The sequence below is a fragment of the Chitinophaga chungangae genome, from assembly GCF_017742215.1.
In the GTDB taxonomy this organism is placed as follows: domain Bacteria; phylum Bacteroidota; class Bacteroidia; order Chitinophagales; family Chitinophagaceae; genus Chitinophaga; species Chitinophaga chungangae.
In genome coordinates, this window is sequence record NZ_JAGHKP010000003.1 from 671,121 (window position 1) to 689,905 (window position 18,785).

The following is an 18,785-nucleotide window of genomic DNA, read 5'->3' on the forward strand; positions in this document are numbered from 1 at the left end:
CATGTCAGCGATCATTATTACGCCGCTCGAACTGCGGGGAGAAGACGACAGGGGCCGGAATTTCGACTGGCAGACGTTCAGGACCGGCACTTTTATTCTCTGCTACCGCATCGCCGGTTCCAGCAGCGGCCAGCATTACCACCTCGGCAACAGCGAGTACAAAAATCCCGAGATCATGTACCTGCTGAGCGGCAAAGCATACCTGCACTGGTGCCCGCTGGACGAAACGGACATGCGCACGGACGTGATCGAGGCGCCCGCGAAAGTGGAAATACCCATTCGCGTCTGGCACGAGCTGGAAGCGATCGAAGATTGTTCTTTCATCGAATTAAACACGCTCGACGACGTAAAGATCGATTCGGTGCGGGTTTGGAGAGACGATTTTTTGGCGGGCAAACGGTAAACTTTAATTTTTTTCTGATAAGAATATGAGCAATATCAACGAAACACCGGACGAATCACTGCATGGCCTTGCGCACGTAGATGAGAAGTACAAGGACTGGTTCCTGGATTACGCCTCTTACGTAATCCTGGAGCGTGCGGTACCGGGCGTGGAAGACGGGCTGAAACCCGTGCAGCGCCGCATCCTGCACGCCATGAAAGAAATGGATGACGGGCGTTTCAACAAAGTGGCGAACGTTATCGGGCAAACCATGCAGTACCACCCGCATGGCGACGCATCCATCAGCGACGCCATCGTGAACCTCGGGCAGAAAGACCTGCTGATCGAAACGCAGGGTAACTGGGGCGACGTGCGAACGGGAGACGATGCGGCCGCCGCGCGTTATATCGAAGCGCGCCTTTCCAAATTCGCGCTGGACGTTGCTTTTAACAATAAAACCACCGAATGGCAGCTGAGCTACGACGGCCGTAAGAACGAGCCGCTGGCCCTACCCATGAAGTTCCCGCTGTTGCTCGCACAGGGCGCCGAGGGCATTGCCGTGGGCCTCAGCACCAAAATACTGCCGCATAACTTCTGCGAGCTGATCGATGCGTCCATTAAATACCTGCGCGGTAAAAAATTCGAGCTGTACCCGGACTTCCTTACCGGCGGCATGATAGACGTGACCAATTACAACGACGGCCGCCGCGGCGGCAAGGTCCGCGTAAGGGCGCATATCGAGGAGAAGGACAAAAAGACGCTGCTCATTAAAGACGTGCCCTACGGCGTAACCACTACCGCGCTGATGGAATCCATCGTAAAAGCGAACGACAACGGCAAGATCAAGATCAAAAAAGTGGTGGACAACACCGCTAAAGATGTGGAGATCGAAGTGCAGCTGGCGCCCGGTATTTCGCCGGACATCACCATCGACGCACTATACGCCTTCACCGACTGCGAAGTGAGCATTTCGCCCAACGCCTGCGTGATCACGGCAGATAAACCCGTGTTCATGGGCGCTTCCGACCTGCTGAAATATTCCGCCGATTTTACGAAAGAACTGTTGCGCAGGGAACTGGAGATCAAACTCTCGGAGCTCGAAGAAAAATGGCATTATACCTCGCTCGAAAAAATATTCTTCGAAAAAGGCATCTACAAGGAGCTGGAGCAGAAACATAAAGACTGGGAAACCGTGCTTCAGGCCATCGACAAAGGTTTTGGCCCGTATAAAAAACAGCTGAAACGCGAGATCCAGCGGGAAGATATTCTCAAACTCACGGAAAAACCCGTTCGCCGCATCTACCGCCTCGATATCAACGAGCTTGCCGAACAGATCAAAGGCATCGAAGCAGATATCAAACAGGTGAAACACGACCTGGCCAACCTCACGGATTTTGCCGTAAGTTATTACGAAGGCCTGCTCAAAAAATACGGCAAAGGCCGCGAGCGCAAAACCGAAGTGAAACTGTTCGACACCATTCAGGTGCAGCAGGTAGCCATCGCCAACACCAAACTGTACGTAAACCGCAACGACGGATTCATCGGCACCTCGCTCAAAAAAGACGAGTTCGTGGCGGATTGCTCCGACCTGGACAATATCATCGTATTCCGCCGCGACGGTGTGATGCTGGTGACCAAAGTGGCCGATAAAACCTTCGTGGGCAAAGACATCATCCATGTAGACGTGTTCCGCAAAGGAGACGAGCGCATGATCTACAACATGATCTACGTAGACGGCAAAACCGGCTACAGCCTTGCCAAACGTTTCAACGTAACCGGCATCACCCGCGACAAGGAATACCACCTCACCAAAGGCGAAAAAGGCTCCAAAGTGCATTATTTCAGCGCCAACCCCAACGGCGAGGCAGAAGTAGTGACCGTGCGCCTCAGCCCGAACTGCGCCGCGAAGAAAAAGGAATTTGATTTCTATTTCGAGACCATTCCCATCAAAGCGCGCAGCTCCATGGGCAACGTAGTTACCAAATGGCCCATCCGCAGCGTGAAATTCAAGGAAAAAGGCGCTTCCACGCTCAGCGGCATCAAGATCTGGTACGACGACGCGGTGGGCCGCCTCAACACCGAACAGCGCGGTATTTACGTCGGTTCTTTCGAAGGTGACGATAAGATCCTCGTGTTCTACAAAAACGGCACTTACGAACTGACCAATTACGAGATCACGAACCGTTACGAATCCAACGACGCCGTGTACATCGAAAAGTTCAACCCGGAAAGGATCGTAACCGCCGTGTATTTCGACGCGGACAAAAAACAATTCAACGTGAAACGTTTCAAGATCGAAACGCAAACGCTCAACAACAAATTTTCTTTCATCAAAGAAGGGGCGAACAATTACCTGGAACTGGTGACCACGCAGGCGGAGCCGGTGGTGATCCTGCGCACGGGAAAAAAACGCTCTCCGGAAGAAGAAGAGATCGCGCTGCATGAAACCTACGAAGTGGCCGGCTGGAAAACGGTAGGCACGAAGATCGCCGGCGACGATTTTGTGAGCATCGAACTGATCACGGAAGACGAAGAGGCGGAAAAGGAAGAAGACGACGAAGGCAATATTCAAACAGAATTGTTCTGATAAACAAAAGCCGGGCGCACTGCCCGGCTTTTTCTTTGAAAGGAATCCTGACTTTTGTGACGAATGTTTTAAATTGAGGACGGATACACATTACTTCAAATTTGTTTGCCGCAATATGAAATACCGCCGGAGATCATGGTTGTTCGTTCTTTTGTTGTTTGCCGCCTGCAAATCGCAGTCCGGCGGGCCTGACGGCGGCAAGATAGCCGAAACAAGCGGTGCTGTACTTTCAGCCATTGAAAACAACGACGAAAAAGCTTTCCGGCAACTGGTGGCGCCCGACCTGGAAGATATCGGCGAAGACGAAAAAAGCCTTTCGCGCAAATTCAAACTGGTGCGCGACTATTACACGCAATACACCAAAGGCAACCGCCCGGATATCATCATCAAAGATTCGGTGACCACATTCGGGAAACGCGTGGTGTTCGTGCCGATCTACAACGGCCGGGGCATGAAGGGCAGTTTGCGGGAAGTAAGGCTGATGCTGGGTTTCGGGCCGGTGAAATATTACCCGCTGGATAAGATCAGCGCTTTCGAACTGCATATCTTTCATCATTCCAGCAATAATGTGCCGCTGCCGGAGGAAAATTTCCCGGGATTCTAGTTAGGGGGAGGAGATTCCGCGAAATAAACAAGCGCCACGCCCGAATTCCCGATCGGTATAGCGCGCTCGTTAAATGCGTCCATATATCCGCAGGAGGAAAATAATATCAATAGGGAAATAATGATCGGTGAGCGGGATTTCACGGACAGGGGAGATTAATTATCGTTTTTCTTTTTCTTTTTTCCTTTCTGCGCTTCCTTTTCCAGGGTTTCTTTGTTGATGTCTTCGGCGGTGCGCGGCCGGGTGATGTCCACTTTCTGTTTGTTCATCGGCTCGCCCACCGGTACTTTGCCCTGCTGCAGCGCGTCATGGAATACTTTTTCAATATGCACCCATTTGCCCGCTTTCCATTTAAAACCTTCGTAATCGAGGTCGGGCACGAGGGTATATTTTTTAAGTTCCTCACCGGTTTCGGAAATGAGATGGTCAAACACGATCATGTCCATTTCGGGGTTATAATTAAGCGAAGCCACGGCTTCACGTTTGTATTCCATAATGAAGCGGTTGCGCCCTGGCTTGGGCACGGTATCTTCCGCGAAGCTGAAAAAAGGCCCGCCGAACACGGGCTCGCCGTTTTTGAACGTGAGCATTTCGGCGATCTTTTTCTGGCTGGTCTGCGAATTGGCGTCCCACCCGAAAAGCGTGTAAAATTCCGAGTTGAAATAATGCCGCTGGATGATGGCGTAATACAGGCAGCCGTACCAGCCCCTGGCATTGGTGACCGTATCCGTATTGCGGGTGAAATCGGAGTTGTCGAACAGCGGGAACAGTTTCAACGAGCCGTCTTTCGTGTTCATCTGTATCACGCCGAAATGCCGGAACGTGCTGTTATCGTTTTCCAGTTGCCAGGTGATGACGCGGAAGGTACTGTCCTGCGGGTATACTTTCGCCATCGTACGGATGGAATCGAATGGGTAGTAGAAGGAATATCTGGTTTTCAGCGTTTTCACGAACTGGGGGATAAACTGGTCGTTGCGGGAGGAACGGAATTCCTGCACTTTCCCGTTGACCACGTCGTAATGAACGGCGCGCAGCGAATCTTCCGCCTGCGTGAGCGCGGCGAGGTCTGCCGGGCTGAGGCGCTGCGCCATGGCGGAGGTGGACAATAAACAAACCAGTAAGACCGTGAATCCTTGCATTCGTATCATGATGCTTTTATAACCTTAAATCCTGCAAATTATTGTAAAGAACCGAGGGTATTTACGAAATGTTCCCATGAATATAGCTGTTTCTGCTCACGGATAAAAGCGCTGAACAGGCCTGGGGGCTGGGAAAGGAAGCGGAGGATGCCGTCTGCGATCGCTTTGGGGTCGGGCGCGGTTACATATCCCGCTTTTCCGTCCGGCACGATCTCGGGGAGGCCGCCAACGGCGGTTACCAGCATTGGTATCTCGAAATGATACGCCATTTGCGAGATACCGCTCTGGGTGGCGGTTTTATAGGGCTGCACCACCAGGTCGGCGGCGGAAAAATAATATTTCACTTCCTGTTCGGGAATAAAATCCGATACCAGCCGCACGTTGGGGCCCAGCAGCGGTTCGTATTTTTTGCGGTCTTCGTAAAATTCCCCCGCCACGATCAGCTCGAGGTTGGCCATGGCTGCGATACGTTCGTCGCGCATGGCTTCCAGCAGCAGGTCGAGGCCTTTGTAAGCGCGGATGAAACCGAAAAACAGCAGGTAACGTTTGTTGGCGTCGAGACCGAGGTGCCGGCGGGCTTCGGTGGAGGGGAGCGCATCCCCAAAACTGTCGTACACGGGGTGCGGCGCAAATACCGCGGGTTTTGCGGTGATCTTCCGGATGTCTGCCAGCACTTCTTTGCTGAGCGTGATAAAAGCATCACAATTGTTCACGAAATAACGGGTGAGCAGCGCGTCGCCGGGGCGTTTTTCGTGCGGGATGAGGTTGTGCACCAGTCCTACCACGCGGGTATGCCCGTTGCGCCGGACCATCTTGGCGATGGTTCCCAGGCTCATGGCCATCAGGGGCAGCCAGTAAGCAATTATAACCATGTCCGGCCTTTCTTTCCGGATGCGAAGCCCTGTTTTACGCCAGTTGAGCGGATTGAGGGAATGCACCGTGCGGTGAATGCGCAGGTCTGCCGGGCCGTGGCCCGCGGCGTACTGCGTTTTGCCGGGGAACATAAATTCCGGGTACTGGAAAGAAAAGGTATGAATGGATACATCGTTGCCCTGTGCGGCGAGCTGCCGCGCAAGGCGTTCGTTAAAAGCAGCCAGCCCGCCCCTGATGGGGTGGGCCGGGCCGATGATCACTATTTTTTTGCCTGTCATCCTTGCTGGTTTTCCAGTGTTTCCTCCACCAGGTAAGAGTTTCTTTCCGGGGAGTTACGGGCCACCATTTCGGCGATAAAACCCGTGAGGAATAATTGGGAACCGATGATCAGCAGCAGCAGGGCGAGAAAGAACAGCGGCCTTTCCGTCATTTTGTACTGCATCCAGAATATTTTGGCGAAGGCGAGATAACCGGAGATAAGGAAACCGATAAAGAAAAAGAGGCTGCCCAGCGCGCCGAAAAAGTGCATCGGGCGTTTGCCGAAGCGGCCTACGAAGGTGATGGACGCGAGGTCGAGAAACCCGTTCACAAAACGTTCCAGGCCGAATTTGGTGGTGCCGTATTTGCGTTTGCGGTGTTCCACCACTTTTTCACCGATCTTTCTGAAACCGCTCCACTTGGCGATCACGGGGATGTAGCGGTGCATTTCGCCGTACACTTCAATGGTTTTTACCACTTTTTTGCGGTAAGCTTTCAGGCCGCAGTTAAAATCATGCAGTTTGATGCCGCTCATTTTCACCGTGGCCCAGTTGAAGAATTTGGAAGGAATATTTTTGGTGAGGGTATTGTCGTAACGGACTTTTTTCCAGCCGCTCACGAGATCGAAACCATCGTTCACGACCATGGAATAAAGGCCGGGGATCTCGTCGGGGGAATCCTGGAGGTCTGCGTCCATCGTGATCACCACATTGCCCTGGGCTTTGCGGAAACCTTCGTTGAGCGCGGCGGATTTGCCGTAGTTGCGCTGGAATTTGATGCCTTTGATATGCGGGTTCTGGGACGACAGGTGGCGGATCACATGCCAGCTTTCGTCTGTGCTGCCGTCGTCTACCATCCACACTTCGTAAGTGAAATTATTTTCATCCATCACACGGGCGATCCATGCGGCCAGTTCCGGCAGCGATTCTTCTTCGTTTTTTAAGGGAACGATTACGGATATGTCTAGGTGTCTCATTTTTTTCTAGCAATTGCTGCGCCGATCACCGACGCGATGAGGCCGGGTATCAGGTTCATGAATTCCAGGCCTGCGAGCGCCGAGATCGCGAAATTCTTTTTCAGCCCGGCGGTGCTCTGTTCTATGTCTGCCGCGGTGGCGTCGGCTGCCTGCGCCGAGGCGATCACTTCCGCGATGAACCTTTCCTTGTAAGCCGGCACGATCCACACGAATAAGAAAAACAAGATAGCGAAAATTACGATGGTCACGGCCGTTGTGCGGAAGCCTACACCAAAAATCTCTCCAAAGCCGGCATTGCCGCCGGTTTCCTTTGAAAATTTCCGGCAGGCGGCGATCACCAGGATAGAAAGGCTGGCTATCGGAAGGATCATGAACAGCGGGCTGGCGAAGGGCGCACCGGTAAAGAACTGCACCAGCAGCAGTATAAAATTGACCGCCGCGGCCGCAAGACCGAACTGGATATGAATTTTAGTTTTCATGCCTTATGCGAGGTAAGCCTGGTTATTGTTGATAATTCCCTTTACCGTGCCGGTCATTTTACGGCCGATGAAGGGGGAATTTTTGCTTTTGGAACCGATGTGCCCGTCTGTGAACTGGTATTCTTCCGCCGGGTCGAAAAGGGTGAGATTGGCGGGCGCACCTTTGGCAATGGTCAGTTCAGGCAGGTTGAATATTTTGCGCGGGTTGATGCTGAGCAGTTCGCTGAGCCTTTCGGGGGAAAGGCCGGGCAGCGCGGTGAGAAGCGCGCTGAAAGCGGTTTCGAGGCCGATCATGCCGGGTTTGGCGTATTCGAACTCCACTTGTTTGGCATCCCAATCCTGCGGCTGATGATGCGTGGCGATGCAGTCTACCACGCCGTTGATCACCGCGTCGCGCAGCGCCTGCACATCGTCCTGGCTGCGCAGGGGCGGGCTCACTTTCAGGAAGCTGTCGTAGGTAACGAGGTCTTCTTCGGTGAACAGCAGGTGGTACGGGGTTGCGGAGCAGGTTACGCTGAGGCCTTCCGTTTTGGCGGCGGCGATCAGTTCGATGGCCTTGCGGGTGCTTACGCCGGTGAAGTGCAGGCGGGATTCGGTGTACCTGAGCAGGTCGAGATCGCGTTTGATCATGATCTCTTCCGCAATGGCGGGTTTGCCGGGCATGCCGAGGCGGGTGGAAAAAACGCCTTCGTGCATGAGGCCGTGGCCGGATATGCTGGTATCGTCGGGTACCTGGATAATGGTGCCGGAGAAAGCTTTTACGTATTGAAGGGCTTTGAGCATGATGCCGGAGGCCTGTACGGGTTTAAGCCCGTCTGAAAAGGCGACCGCGCCGGTTTCTTTCATCTCGTACATTTCCGCGAGAGAAGTGCCTTCGAGATTTTTGGTGATGGCGCCGATGGGCAGCACGCGCACGGCCCCGTAGCGGGTTTTGCTGAGCACGTATTCTATCTGCGATTTGGTATGAAGGGCGGGCTGAGTGTTCGGCACGATCATAACGGTGGTGAAACCGCCTTTTGCGGCCGCCATGGCGCCGGACTGGAGATCTTCCTTATATTCCTGTCCCGGGTCGCAGAAATGCGCGAAAACGTCCGTGAAACCGGTAGTTACGTGAAGGTTCGGGCCGGTCACCACCTGGGCGGAAGGGTGTTGAATACCGGCGGCGATATTGGTGATCACGCCGTTTTCGATGAGAATATCCTGTATTTGCCCGTTGAAAGGGGATGAAGGAGCTACGATCTTTGCGCTTTTCAGTAAAATATGCATCATTTGAATTTATCCCGGGCAAATGTACGTATTTATGTGGTGTGATGTATAGCGGTGGGAAGCGGTTGTCAACAGAAATTCATAGAAAAAGGGATAAAATTTTTGCAAAAATGAAATGAATGGTTACTTTTGCATCCCGTCGTTAAAACACGGTACCGGAGTTCGGGACGTAGCGCAGCCCGGTAGCGCACTTGCATGGGGTGCAAGGGGTCGCTAGTTCGAATCTAGTCGTCCCGACGAATAAAATAAAGCATTTACAGTTTACTGTAAATGCTTTATGTTTTTTGGCACTCCCCAAAACGTATTTTCGGCGATTTATCTCCCTCCTTCCTCTATTGCCAAACAAAAACAAACATTCGTTTTTTCATAATTTTATATAGTTTGCACAATAAATCAGGGTCCTCGTTACCGCCTATACTTTTGATAATTTATCCTGATCGGCCACGTGAACAGAGTATTCAGTCATTTTCGTTATTAAATTCAGCAAATAGCCTGTAAAATAAATCGTACACGATATTCCATAATTGAATTTAGATGCTATGGATCATAATGAAAAAATCGTAGTCAGACAATTAAAGGAAGGTTCTGAAAAAGCCTACAGGTATATATACGACACTTATTATGCAACATTGTGTCATACTGCGAATAAGTATGTAAAAGATCATGATCTGGCGGAGCAGATCGTTGGAGATACTATTTTTCATTTGTGGGAGATCCGGGAAACGCTGGAACTGGAAATTTCTTTGTTGTGGTACCTAATGACCGCGGTCCGCAACCGGTGTTTTAATTACCTTTCGTTAGCGCGCACCCGGTACGAAGTGCCCATTTCCAGCCTCGTACGCAGTGAAAATGTGTCGGATGCAGATGTTTTCACCTATGCTACGTCAAAGGATGATGCGCTCAGGCAGTTAGTGGAGAAAGAGCTGGATGCGGAACTGAAACAGGCCATCAATGAGTTGCCGCCTGAATGTAAGCTCGTTTTTATAAAAAGCCGTTTTGAGAAAAAGCGCTATGAAGATATCTCGCGGGAACTCAGCATATCGGTCAATACCGTAAAATACCATATGAAAAATGCATTACGTTTCTTAAGGGAACGGCTTGAAAAACACATTGCCATTGTTATCATTCTCCTCGTCAAAATATTTTTTTGATTTTGACTACCCGCTTACCCCGATTCGCTGTCTTATAATCAACAGCTCTATAAGATGAAATTCCAGGTTGATGAATTAATTGCCGCATTTCTGGCGCAGGAACTCGATGAAGATTCCACGGAAGAGCTATTGCAATGGGTAAATGCGTCGGCTGCCAACAAGTTATATTTCCGGCAGAAACTGGATGCATGGTCGGTTGCAATAGGGGAAAAAGAATCACATCTATACGATAAAAACAAAGCCTTTCAAAGATTCAGAAAGCGTTTGCTTCATGCGAAACAGCCCGGCCGCCAGGCCCGGGGTGGGGCTGTTCTCAGGTATTTGTCGCATCATAAGGTCGCTGCCTATGCTGCAATGGTGCTGATGCTGGCAGGGATCGGCGGCTTTTTTTATATGAAAGGTCTTCCCGGGTTGGGTATTATGGATGTGAATAAAAACCTGTACGTTCAGATTTCCGTTGCCCCCGGCGAAACAAAAAAAATGCTCCTCCCGGATAGTACTGTAGTATGGCTTAACGCCGGATCAACGTTCAAATACCCGGAAAATTTCAGTGGCAGTACCAGGGAAGTATACTTAAACGGAGAGGGGTATTTTGAGGTGAGGAAAGATGCAGGCCACCCTTTTATTGTAACAACTGCAAAAGGAAATATTGTTGTCACCGGAACCACTTTCAACGTATCAGCATATGCAGGCAAGCCACGTTTTGTTACCGCATTGCTGGAAGGGCACGTTTGTGTTAACACTCAAGGGGGAAAGAGCCAGGACCTTGTGCCCATGCAAAAAGCGGAATTAATCAATGAAGCGTTGGTCGTTTCCGCCGTAACCGATACGGATATCTACAAATGGAAGGACGGATTGATTGCTTTTGACAACGTACCTATTACCGAAGTATTAGAGCGCCTCGAGAACTCATTCGGCAAAAAAATCACCATCCGGCAGCTTAATGATCCCGATTTGCTTTTGACCGGAAAATTCAGGGTTTCCGATGGTTTGGAGTATGCGCTTGAGGTGCTTGGCCATAGTTATGGGCTCCGATATACTAAAAACTCCAGCGATAATGGCTACGACATTTTAAACTGACGGGAATTATACCACAAAGTATTTATTAATTGATAACACGGGCAGGGTCAACCACTGCCTGGTGATAACTATTGCGAGTATTCATTTAAGAACAGCATAAATCCAGATTCATTCATGAATAGTATTACAAAATCGTCTTTTGTACCCCGTCACGTGCATATGCGGGGAGTTAATTACAGATACCTGATAAGAATGGCGGCCACGGCTTTTGTATTCTTGTGGTGTGTCAATTGCGTGAATGCGGCAGTCTATCAAAACGGAAAGGTTTCGCTCAATGTGGAAAACATTTCTTTAAAGGAGGTGCTTAAAAAAATAGAGGACCAAACGAGCTATCTTTTTATCTATTCAAAAGATATAGACGTAACCGGCAAGGTATCGTTACATGTGCAGAATGAAGATATGACCAACGTGCTGAATTCCCTGCTTTCGCCCCAGGGACTGACCCATAAGATCGAAGGGAAGCATATCATTATAAAAGGAAATCCGGCGGCCCCGCAGCGCCAGGCTCCCAGAACGCTGCGTGGAAGGGTAATAGATTCCAAAACCCAGAAACCCGTCCAGGGCGCCACCGTTGGCATCCTGGGGACCACTTCGGGCACCACGACCGATAGCGATGGTTTTTACCAGCTGCGTACCGAACTGAAAGAGTGCGTGCTTGTAATAAGTCATATTGAATATAGTAACCTGCAAATAAGGGTTAACGCAAACGAAAACATATACGATGCAATCCTTGTTCAGAAAGAGACCGCACTGAACGAAACGGTTGTTGTCGGCTATGGCACGCAGCGTAAAATAAGTAATATAGGTGCGCAGTCTTCCCTGAAAGCGAGCGATTTGAAAATCCCGTCCTCTAACCTCACAGGAGCGCTGGCGGGAAGGATTTCAGGCGTAATTTCCGTGCAGCGTTCCGGGGAGCCGGGTAAAAATGTCGCCGATATCTGGATCAGGGGGATTGCCACACCCAACAGCGCTTCACCGCTCATTCTTGTTGACGGTGTAGAGCGGTCTTTCAATGATGTGGACCCCGAAGACGTTGAATCGCTCACCATACTAAAAGACGCTTCTGCGACCGCTGTTTACGGGGTGCGCGGCGCGAACGGCGTTATTATCGTCAAAACCAAACCGGGCAGGATGGGAAAACCCACTATCAATGCCGATTATTACGAATCATTTACCCGGTTTACAAAAAAAGTGGACCTGACGGATGGCATAGCATATATGAATGCGGCTAACGAAGCTTTGCGTAACGACGGGCTGGCGCCAAAATATTCCCAGGAGTATATTAATAATACGGCGCTGGGAAAAGACCCTTACCTGTACCCGAATGTAAACTGGCTGAAAGAAGTATTCAACGATTGGGGGTATAACAGGAGAGCAAACGTAAACGTTCGCGGGGGAAGCGAGAAAGCCGTTTATTATGCTTCGGTAAGTTATTATAACGAAACCGGCATGATGACCACGGATAAAACAGTGACCGGTTATAACTCCAAGATGAAATACAGCCGTTATAACTTTACCACCAACGTGTCTATCAACGCTACGCCGACTACTAAAGTGGAGATTGGCGCGCAGGGGTATTTAGGTGAAGGGAACTACCCGGCCATTTCATCGCATGATGTTTACAACTCCGCCATGGGCATTTCACCGGTCGATTATCCTAAAATGTTTTATATAAGGGGAAAGGGTTATGTTCCCGGTATCAATCCCAACGGAGGATTCAGAAACCCTTATGCGGACGCTACCCGCAGAGGCTACGATAACATCGCGAAAAACCAGGTCTATTCCAACCTCAGAGTTACGCAGGACCTGGAAGCTTTTACAAAGGGGCTCAGCTTTTCAGCGATGTATGCCTACGACGTGTACAACGAAGTGAACCTGCACCAGTCCCGCCGCGAATCCACTTATTATCTCACAGACCTGAACGTTCCTTATGATATGGACGGGTACCCGATCCTGACCCGGACCTACACCGGTTCCGATGTATTGGGATACAGCCAGTCGGCATCCGGAAATAAAAGAACGTATCTCGAAGCGTCTTTCAATTACGACAGGTCGTTCGGTGAGCACCGTGTGAGCGGATTATTGCTTTTTAATCAGCAGCAAAGATTGCTCTATCCGCAGGGCACGCTTGAAAACGCCATCCCGTACAGGATGCAGGGCGTTGCCGGGCGTGCGACCTACTCCTGGAAGGACCGTTATTTCGCCGAGTTCAATATCGGCTATACCGGCGCGGAAAACTTCTCTCCCAGGAAAAGATACGGCACATTCCCCGCTTATGGTGTGGGATGGGTGATATCCAATGAAAAGTTCTGGGAGCCTTTGCATAATATCATTCCGTTCCTGAAATTCCGGTATACGGATGGAAGGATCGGGAACAGCAATGTTTCAGACAGGCGCTTTATGTACCTGGATCAGATCAACGGCAACGGTTCTTTCGGATATGTTTTTGGCGTAAGCGGTACCAAATACGGCGGCTACGAAGTGATCAACAATGCGGTTGACCTCGTGTGGGAAGAATCCCGCAAGCAGGACCTGGGTATCGAGCTGAGGACACTCAACGGCGACCTGTCCATCATCTTCGACATCTTCAGGGAAAAACGTAAGAACATCCTGCTGAAACGTGAAAACTCCATTCCGTCTTTTATCGGGTATAATATGGCTTCACCATACGGTAACGTAGGAGTCGTGGAGAACAGGGGATTTGACGGAACGATAGAATACAACAGGCGACTTAGCGATAACTGGAGGATCAACCTGAGAGGAAACATCACTTACAACAACGATCAGTGGATCAAAGGAGAATTGCCCGATCAGCGTTATTCATGGATGAACCAGTTTGGGGAGAAGATACTCGGGCAGCGGGGATATATCGCAGAAGGATTGTTCACACAGTCGCAGATCGATGATATGGCGCGCTGGCAGCAACTTTCAGGCGAAGATAAGATAACGACGCCCAAGCCGTTTGCTACCCAGTTCGGCACCGTAAAAGCAGGAGATATCCGTTATAAGGATCTGAACAACGATGGTCAGATAGACGCCTATGATAAAACTTACATCAGCCGCGGCGATGTTCCGGCATTCGTATACGGCTTAGGCTTCAATATAACCTGGAAGAACCTGATGGTAGGCGCCCTTTTCCAGGGAGTCGCGAAAGCTGAACGTATATTGGCCGGCAACAGCATCCAGCCCTTTGTCGGCGGCGGCGGTGCGGGTAACCTGTACAGCAATATCGACGACCGGTGGACGGAAGAAAATCCCAATCAGAACGTGTTTTATCCGCGGCTTTCATACGGGGGCGAAACGGTAGACAATCAGAATAACTTTCAGCCCAGCACCTGGTGGGTACGCGATATGAGCTTTTTACGCCTTAAAACGCTTCAGGTATCCTATAATCTGCCCAAACACTGGTCGCAGACAATGAAGCTCAATAATGCCGCCGTGTACATCATGGGATACAATCTGGTAACGTTTTCCAAATTCAAACTCTGGGACCCTGAACTGAATTCCAACGACGGAAGCCAATACCCGAATATCAGTTCGCTTTCCATAGGCATCAACTTTACTTTTTAAATCTGACAGCAATGAAACGTATAATATTGAAATGCACGATAGGATTACTGGTACTGTCAGTTGTTTCATGTTCCAAATATTTCGACCAGGTTCCGCAGGACCGTTTGTCGATGAAAGAAATATTCCAGACCAGGTCCGGCGCATTGGGATACCTGGCTAACGTGTACACCTACATCCCTGACGAATTCAACCAGCGCCAGGTGCATGAAACCGCACTTTACAGAACGCCCGGCCCCTGGACGGCCGCGAGCGATGAATCCGAATATGTTTCTCCCGGCAACAGGGCAAAACTGATCAATAATAATACGCTCGACGCAACGGACGAAACGATGGTCAAACACCGCTGGAAAAGCTGGTTCACCGGTATTCAGCAGGCAGGGGAGTTTATTGCTAATATCGACCAGACGCCGGACGACCAGGTAGGCTCCGCCGAAAAGGCACAATGGAAGGCAGAGGCCAAAGCGATGCGCGCCATCTATTATTTTTATCTCGTGCGCGCCTACGGCCCCGTGCCCGTTTTGCAGCAAAAATACGATCAGGATACGCCCACCGATGAATTGCAACTGCCGCGCAACACAGTCGATGAATGTTTTAATTTCATCGTGCAGCAATTGAAAGAAGCGCAAACAGAAGGACTTATGGATAACGCCGCTTCAGACGCCGTTTCCGGGATGGGGCGTATCGATAAAGCGATTGCTCAGGCCTTTATCATAGAAGCGCTTACATTCAGGGCAAGCTGGCTATTCAACGGCGAAAGCACTTATTATTCCGGCCTGGTTAACCGCGACGGAACAAAACTCTTTCCCAACGCTCCGGACGCCACGGCGATCAGGGCCAACTGGCAGAAAGTGGCGGATGAATGCGTTGCATTCTTCAACACCTATGGCACCAGGTTTAAACTGATGTATACCGATAAAAACGGTAACCTGCTCCCAGGCCCTGACAATACGGGCTTCGACCCTTATGAATCTTACCGGCGGGGCGTCCGCACGCTGAGGAACCAGATGTCGAACAACACCGAAATGATCTTCTACCGGATCGATAATTCAGCCGGTACGATGGAATACGACCGTATGCCCAACGATCGCCGCATCAGCGACGGGAACTTTAAAGGCGGAAGCCTGCTTGGCGCAACACAGGAACAAGTAGACGCTTACTTTATGAGCAACGGTACCTCACCCGTCACCGGTTACCGCGCGGATGGTATCAATCCGGTCATTAATGAGGCTTCGGGTTATAGGGAAGAAGGCGTGAGCAATGCTGATTTCACTTCCGCCACAGGACGGGTATATGCACCCGCGGGAACGCGGATGATGTATGTAAACCGTGAACCCAGGTTCTATGCGGATATTACTTTCACCGGACAGAGATGGTTTGAAGGCACCAACGGCGGTAACATCACCGATTTTACCTATAGCGGCCCCTGCGGAAAACTGTACGGGGTAAATGACTATACCAGCACCGGTTACCTGGTACGTAAACATATGGGGTCCGGCGACCGTAATCAAAGCCTGATATGCATATTGCTCCGTTTGCCGAATATTTACTTCGATTATATGGAAGCGCTTTGCCACACCAATCCTTCCAGCCCCGAGCTGTGGAAATACATGAACCTCATCCGTAAAAGAGCAGGCATCCCCATGTATGGAGAAGGTCCCAATGCATTGCCCCGGCCCGCTGATGCGAATAGCGTAATGGACCTGATCCGCAGGGAAAAAAGAGTGGAACTGGGCTTCGAGAACAGCCGTTATTTCGACGTCCGTCGCTGGGGGCTTGCCACCGAGCATTTCAACAGACCGGTGCATGGCATGAACATCAACGCCGATGGAAACGGTTTCTTCGTTCGTACAAAAGTAATAGACAGAAGTTTCTCCCGGCAGTATTTTTTCCCGATCCCGCAGGGAGAAATAGATATCGATAAAAATCTGATTCAGAATACCGGGTACTAAATCTAAAAAAGAAATAACGATGAAGAAATATATAATTACGATATGCGTGATATTCGGATCTGTATATACCAATGCATGCAACAGATCCGACGACCATCAGTATGTACTTGACTACGATATTGTGCCTAAGTATAAGAATGCGGATACCTGGGTCGCTTACGATGCATTTAATGAATATTTATTCGATAAGCAGACACATATCTACAAGGTAAATTCAGGCACGGCAGACGGTGCAAGCACAAAATCCGCCGTAGGCGCTATCTGGACGCAGGCCATTTACTGGGACATGGCAATGAACGCCTATGAAAGGGCCGCTAAAGAAAAGAATACCGAAAAGCAGGAGAAATATAAAACCCTCACAGAACAAATGTTCCAGGGCGCGGGCGATCATTATGTAAACTTCGACTGGCACAATCAGGACCCGAACTATGGCTGGTTTATATATGACGATATCATGTGGTGGACGATCTCTTTTTCCCGCGCGTACGGCATATTTAAAACTCCGGAATATCTCACGCTGGCCGACGAAAGTTTTTGCCGCGTATGGCATGGTTCGTATAAATTGAAAGACAGGGGCTCTTATGATAAAGTAAACGGCGGGATGTTCTGGAACTGGAATAACGGCAATCCTCCTGATAACAGTGATAAAGGCAAAATGTCCTGCATCAATTTCCCTGCCGTGATCGCAGCTGTAACGCTTTATAACAACATCGACCCCGCGGATGCGAAATACAAAACGGATGACCAGACGGGTTTCGAAGGAAATCCCCAATATCCCAGGTGGCACAGCAGGGATAATTACCTGAAAAATGCCAAAGAAATATATGAATGGGGTGTTGAAAATCTTTTCGATAAGAATACCGGGAATGTGGCTGACAGCCGCCATGAGAACAGCGTAGGCTGGACCGCCACCATGTACAATCAGGGAACGTTTATCGGCGCATCCTGTTTGCTGTATAAACTTACGGGAGAACAGTCGTACCTGGACAATGCCGTCGCTGCCGCCAATTATTCAATGAATATAATGTCTGCCCCCAAGTATATTTTCCCCTTCAGAACGGGTGAAGAACAAGGGATCTACACGGCCATTTTCGCGCAATATCTGAAGATGCTGGTGTATGATTGCGGGCAGACGCAATTTTTGAAATGGGTGCAACGCACGATAGATTACGGATGGAGCAACCGGGACGACCGGAACCTCACGGGAAAAGATTATACGAAAGCTCCCGGCACTAATGTCTCCTGTTACGACGCTTCGGGAATTCCCGCGCTGATGTTATTATTCCCCGCTGATAATAAATAATTAAACTGATACAACGAATGAAAAAAGTAATTGGTTTATTTTTCTGTATTTGCTGTACGTTGATGCTGGTACAACTTTCATCGTGCTCTGAATATAGGCACGATTTCCAGGATGTGGCGGACGTTCAGGACGCGTACATCGCCGATCTGGATGCGCTGATAGCCTCCGTTACCAGCCTCGCGGAAACCGCGGATTATGGTCCGCGGAAAGGGCAGTACCCTCCCCAGAGCAGGGCTATCCTTACAGGCGCCATCAGCAATGCCAATCGTTATATATTGTTGATAAAGTACCAGAAGCCCGCGCCCTCGGAAGCCGAAAAGAAACGTTATGTTTCAGAGATCGGCAACGCAATACAAAAGTTCGAGAACAGCGTCCGTACGGAAGATGAGGAAACGATACCCGCCGAACTGTTTGTGGATGGTAAAACCACACAGTCTTACATCGACTTCGGAAGAAGCCGGGATTATACCGTGTTCGGTTCAAACGGCAATCAATCCTTTACCGTTGAATTCTGGGCGAAGATCACGGAGAACGGTCCGCACGACAACAGCATCTTCCTGTCCACTTTCTTTTCCAACGGCGGAAGTCAATGGCGTAACGGCTGGATGATGTACCGCCGTAAGTCCGGCAACGGTATTTACCGGGTGACCTGGGGCGGCATTCTCTCCGATAGCCGCTACGGATTATGGGAGCCCTCTTTCAACGCGCCGCAGGATGGTGTATGGCAGCATTTTGTTTTTGTATACAACGATAAAGGGCTGGACGGCGACCCCGCGTTAAGAGGAAAACTTTATCTGAACGGCGTTCTTGCAGCTACTCAAAACAACGGCAATTTAAGCGAAGTGTATAATTCTACGGATTATGACAACTACGATAAGCCGATGACCGGATTCTGCCGCTGGGTGAATAATGAAAAAATGGAAGAAGGTTTTTCCGGGTACATGAAAAAGATACGTATCTGGAAAGAGGCCAAGGATAATGCTTACGTGTTGTCTTCATACAACGAACAAACCGAAATAACAGGTAAAGAGACCAACCTGGTAGCAGCCTGGGACTTTACTTCGAAGCCGTCAGGTTCGGATAACACGGTGCTCGATCTTACCGGGAAACATGAGGCCAGGATTATCGGAACCTATAAGTGGGAACCCATTTGATCAATTTATTCAAG

General features: G+C 50.0%; 14 protein-coding genes and 1 tRNA gene. 10 read left to right on the forward strand and 5 right to left on the reverse strand.

What is annotated here, in order from left to right; translation table 11 throughout:
* Window position 1: 1 nt before the first annotated feature.
* The 3 genes from J7I43_RS17120 (at window position 2) to J7I43_RS17130 (ending at window position 3,573) form a co-directional block, all read left to right on the forward strand.
* On the forward strand, window positions 2-403 hold the full coding sequence (locus J7I43_RS17120) for a hypothetical protein (protein WP_209147074.1): 402 nt from the start codon (window positions 2-4) through the stop codon (window positions 401-403).
* A gap of 25 nt (window positions 404-428) precedes the next feature.
* Window positions 429-2,969, forward strand: a complete 2,541-nt coding sequence (locus tag J7I43_RS17125; protein WP_209147075.1) for a DNA gyrase/topoisomerase IV subunit A — start codon at window positions 429-431, stop codon at window positions 2,967-2,969.
* Between the two features lie 115 nt (window positions 2,970-3,084).
* Window positions 3,085-3,573: a hypothetical protein gene (locus tag J7I43_RS17130; protein ID WP_209147076.1), complete on the forward strand. Its 489-nt coding sequence runs from the start codon at window positions 3,085-3,087 to the stop codon at window positions 3,571-3,573.
* Window positions 3,574-3,728: 155 nt separating this feature from the next.
* On the opposite strand, the gene J7I43_RS17135 is transcribed toward J7I43_RS17130, so the two are convergent.
* From J7I43_RS17135 to J7I43_RS17155, 5 genes are read right to left on the reverse strand one after another with little or no spacing between them, the layout of a single operon-like run.
* Window positions 3,729-4,721, reverse strand: coding sequence for a hypothetical protein (locus tag J7I43_RS17135; protein WP_209147077.1), 993 nt, complete (start codon window positions 4,719-4,721; stop codon window positions 3,729-3,731).
* A gap of 29 nt (window positions 4,722-4,750) precedes the next feature.
* Entirely contained in the window at window positions 4,751-5,863 is a 1,113-nt protein-coding gene (locus J7I43_RS17140; protein WP_209147078.1) for a glycosyltransferase, read from the reverse strand.
* Window positions 5,860-6,819 (reverse strand): glycosyltransferase family 2 protein, encoded by a 960-nt coding sequence (locus J7I43_RS17145; RefSeq protein WP_209147079.1) that lies wholly within the window; start codon window positions 6,817-6,819, stop codon window positions 5,860-5,862. Before J7I43_RS17145 ends, J7I43_RS17140 begins: the two co-directional genes overlap by 4 nt.
* The gene (locus J7I43_RS17150; RefSeq protein WP_209147080.1) at window positions 6,816-7,298 is read right to left on the reverse strand and encodes a DUF4199 domain-containing protein; all 483 of its coding nucleotides are present in this window, start codon (window positions 7,296-7,298) and stop codon (window positions 6,816-6,818) included. Before J7I43_RS17150 ends, J7I43_RS17145 begins: the two co-directional genes overlap by 4 nt.
* A 3-nt stretch (window positions 7,299-7,301) precedes the next feature.
* Window positions 7,302-8,564 (reverse strand): dihydroorotase, encoded by a 1,263-nt coding sequence (locus J7I43_RS17155; RefSeq protein WP_209147081.1) that lies wholly within the window; start codon window positions 8,562-8,564, stop codon window positions 7,302-7,304.
* Between the two features lie 163 nt (window positions 8,565-8,727).
* On the opposite strand from J7I43_RS17155, the gene J7I43_RS17160 reads away from it, so the two are divergent.
* The 7 genes from J7I43_RS17160 to J7I43_RS17190 all read left to right on the forward strand — a co-directional run bounded on the left by J7I43_RS17160 (window position 8,728) and on the right by J7I43_RS17190 (window position 18,771).
* Window positions 8,728-8,801: transfer RNA gene (locus J7I43_RS17160), tRNA-Pro, on the forward strand.
* A gap of 302 nt (window positions 8,802-9,103) precedes the next feature.
* Window positions 9,104-9,715 carry an RNA polymerase sigma-70 factor gene (locus J7I43_RS17165; protein WP_209147082.1) on the forward strand — a complete coding sequence of 204 codons (612 nt, stop codon included), beginning with the start codon at window positions 9,104-9,106 and terminating at the stop codon, window positions 9,713-9,715.
* A gap of 54 nt (window positions 9,716-9,769) precedes the next feature.
* The gene (locus tag J7I43_RS17170) at window positions 9,770-10,795 is read left to right on the forward strand and encodes a FecR family protein (protein ID WP_209147083.1); all 1,026 of its coding nucleotides are present in this window, start codon (window positions 9,770-9,772) and stop codon (window positions 10,793-10,795) included.
* A 300-nt stretch (window positions 10,796-11,095) separates the two neighbouring features.
* Window positions 11,096-14,365 (forward strand): SusC/RagA family TonB-linked outer membrane protein, encoded by a 3,270-nt coding sequence (locus J7I43_RS17175; RefSeq protein ID WP_209147084.1) that lies wholly within the window; start codon window positions 11,096-11,098, stop codon window positions 14,363-14,365.
* An 11-nt stretch (window positions 14,366-14,376) separates the two neighbouring features.
* Window positions 14,377-16,314 (forward strand): RagB/SusD family nutrient uptake outer membrane protein, encoded by a 1,938-nt coding sequence (locus J7I43_RS17180; RefSeq protein ID WP_209147085.1) that lies wholly within the window; start codon window positions 14,377-14,379, stop codon window positions 16,312-16,314.
* A 19-nt stretch (window positions 16,315-16,333) separates the two neighbouring features.
* Window positions 16,334-17,617 (forward strand): glycoside hydrolase family 76 protein, encoded by a 1,284-nt coding sequence (locus J7I43_RS17185; protein ID WP_209147086.1) that lies wholly within the window; start codon window positions 16,334-16,336, stop codon window positions 17,615-17,617.
* A 17-nt stretch (window positions 17,618-17,634) separates the two neighbouring features.
* On the forward strand, window positions 17,635-18,771 hold the full coding sequence (locus J7I43_RS17190) for a DUF4972 domain-containing protein (RefSeq protein WP_209147087.1): 1,137 nt from the start codon (window positions 17,635-17,637) through the stop codon (window positions 18,769-18,771).
* Window positions 18,772-18,785 lie beyond the last annotated feature (14 nt).

Coding starts and splice junctions, on each gene's coding strand:
- J7I43_RS17120 (WP_209147074.1), top strand. CDS start 2: ATGTCAGCGATCATTATTACGCCGCTCGAACTGCGGGGAGAAGACGAC.
- J7I43_RS17125 (WP_209147075.1), top strand. CDS start 429: ATGAGCAATATCAACGAAACACCGGACGAATCACTGCATGGCCTTGCG.
- J7I43_RS17130 (WP_209147076.1), top strand. CDS start 3,085: ATGAAATACCGCCGGAGATCATGGTTGTTCGTTCTTTTGTTGTTTGCC.
- J7I43_RS17135 (WP_209147077.1), bottom strand. CDS start 4,721: ATGATACGAATGCAAGGATTCACGGTCTTACTGGTTTGTTTATTGTCC.
- J7I43_RS17140 (WP_209147078.1), bottom strand. CDS start 5,863: ATGACAGGCAAAAAAATAGTGATCATCGGCCCGGCCCACCCCATCAGG.
- J7I43_RS17145 (WP_209147079.1), bottom strand. CDS start 6,819: ATGAGACACCTAGACATATCCGTAATCGTTCCCTTAAAAAACGAAGAA.
- J7I43_RS17150 (WP_209147080.1), bottom strand. CDS start 7,298: ATGAAAACTAAAATTCATATCCAGTTCGGTCTTGCGGCCGCGGCGGTC.
- J7I43_RS17155 (WP_209147081.1), bottom strand. CDS start 8,564: ATGCATATTTTACTGAAAAGCGCAAAGATCGTAGCTCCTTCATCCCCT.
- J7I43_RS17165 (WP_209147082.1), top strand. CDS start 9,104: ATGGATCATAATGAAAAAATCGTAGTCAGACAATTAAAGGAAGGTTCT.
- J7I43_RS17170 (WP_209147083.1), top strand. CDS start 9,770: ATGAAATTCCAGGTTGATGAATTAATTGCCGCATTTCTGGCGCAGGAA.
- J7I43_RS17180 (WP_209147085.1), top strand. CDS start 14,377: ATGAAACGTATAATATTGAAATGCACGATAGGATTACTGGTACTGTCA.
- J7I43_RS17185 (WP_209147086.1), top strand. CDS start 16,334: ATGAAGAAATATATAATTACGATATGCGTGATATTCGGATCTGTATAT.
- J7I43_RS17190 (WP_209147087.1), top strand. CDS start 17,635: ATGAAAAAAGTAATTGGTTTATTTTTCTGTATTTGCTGTACGTTGATG.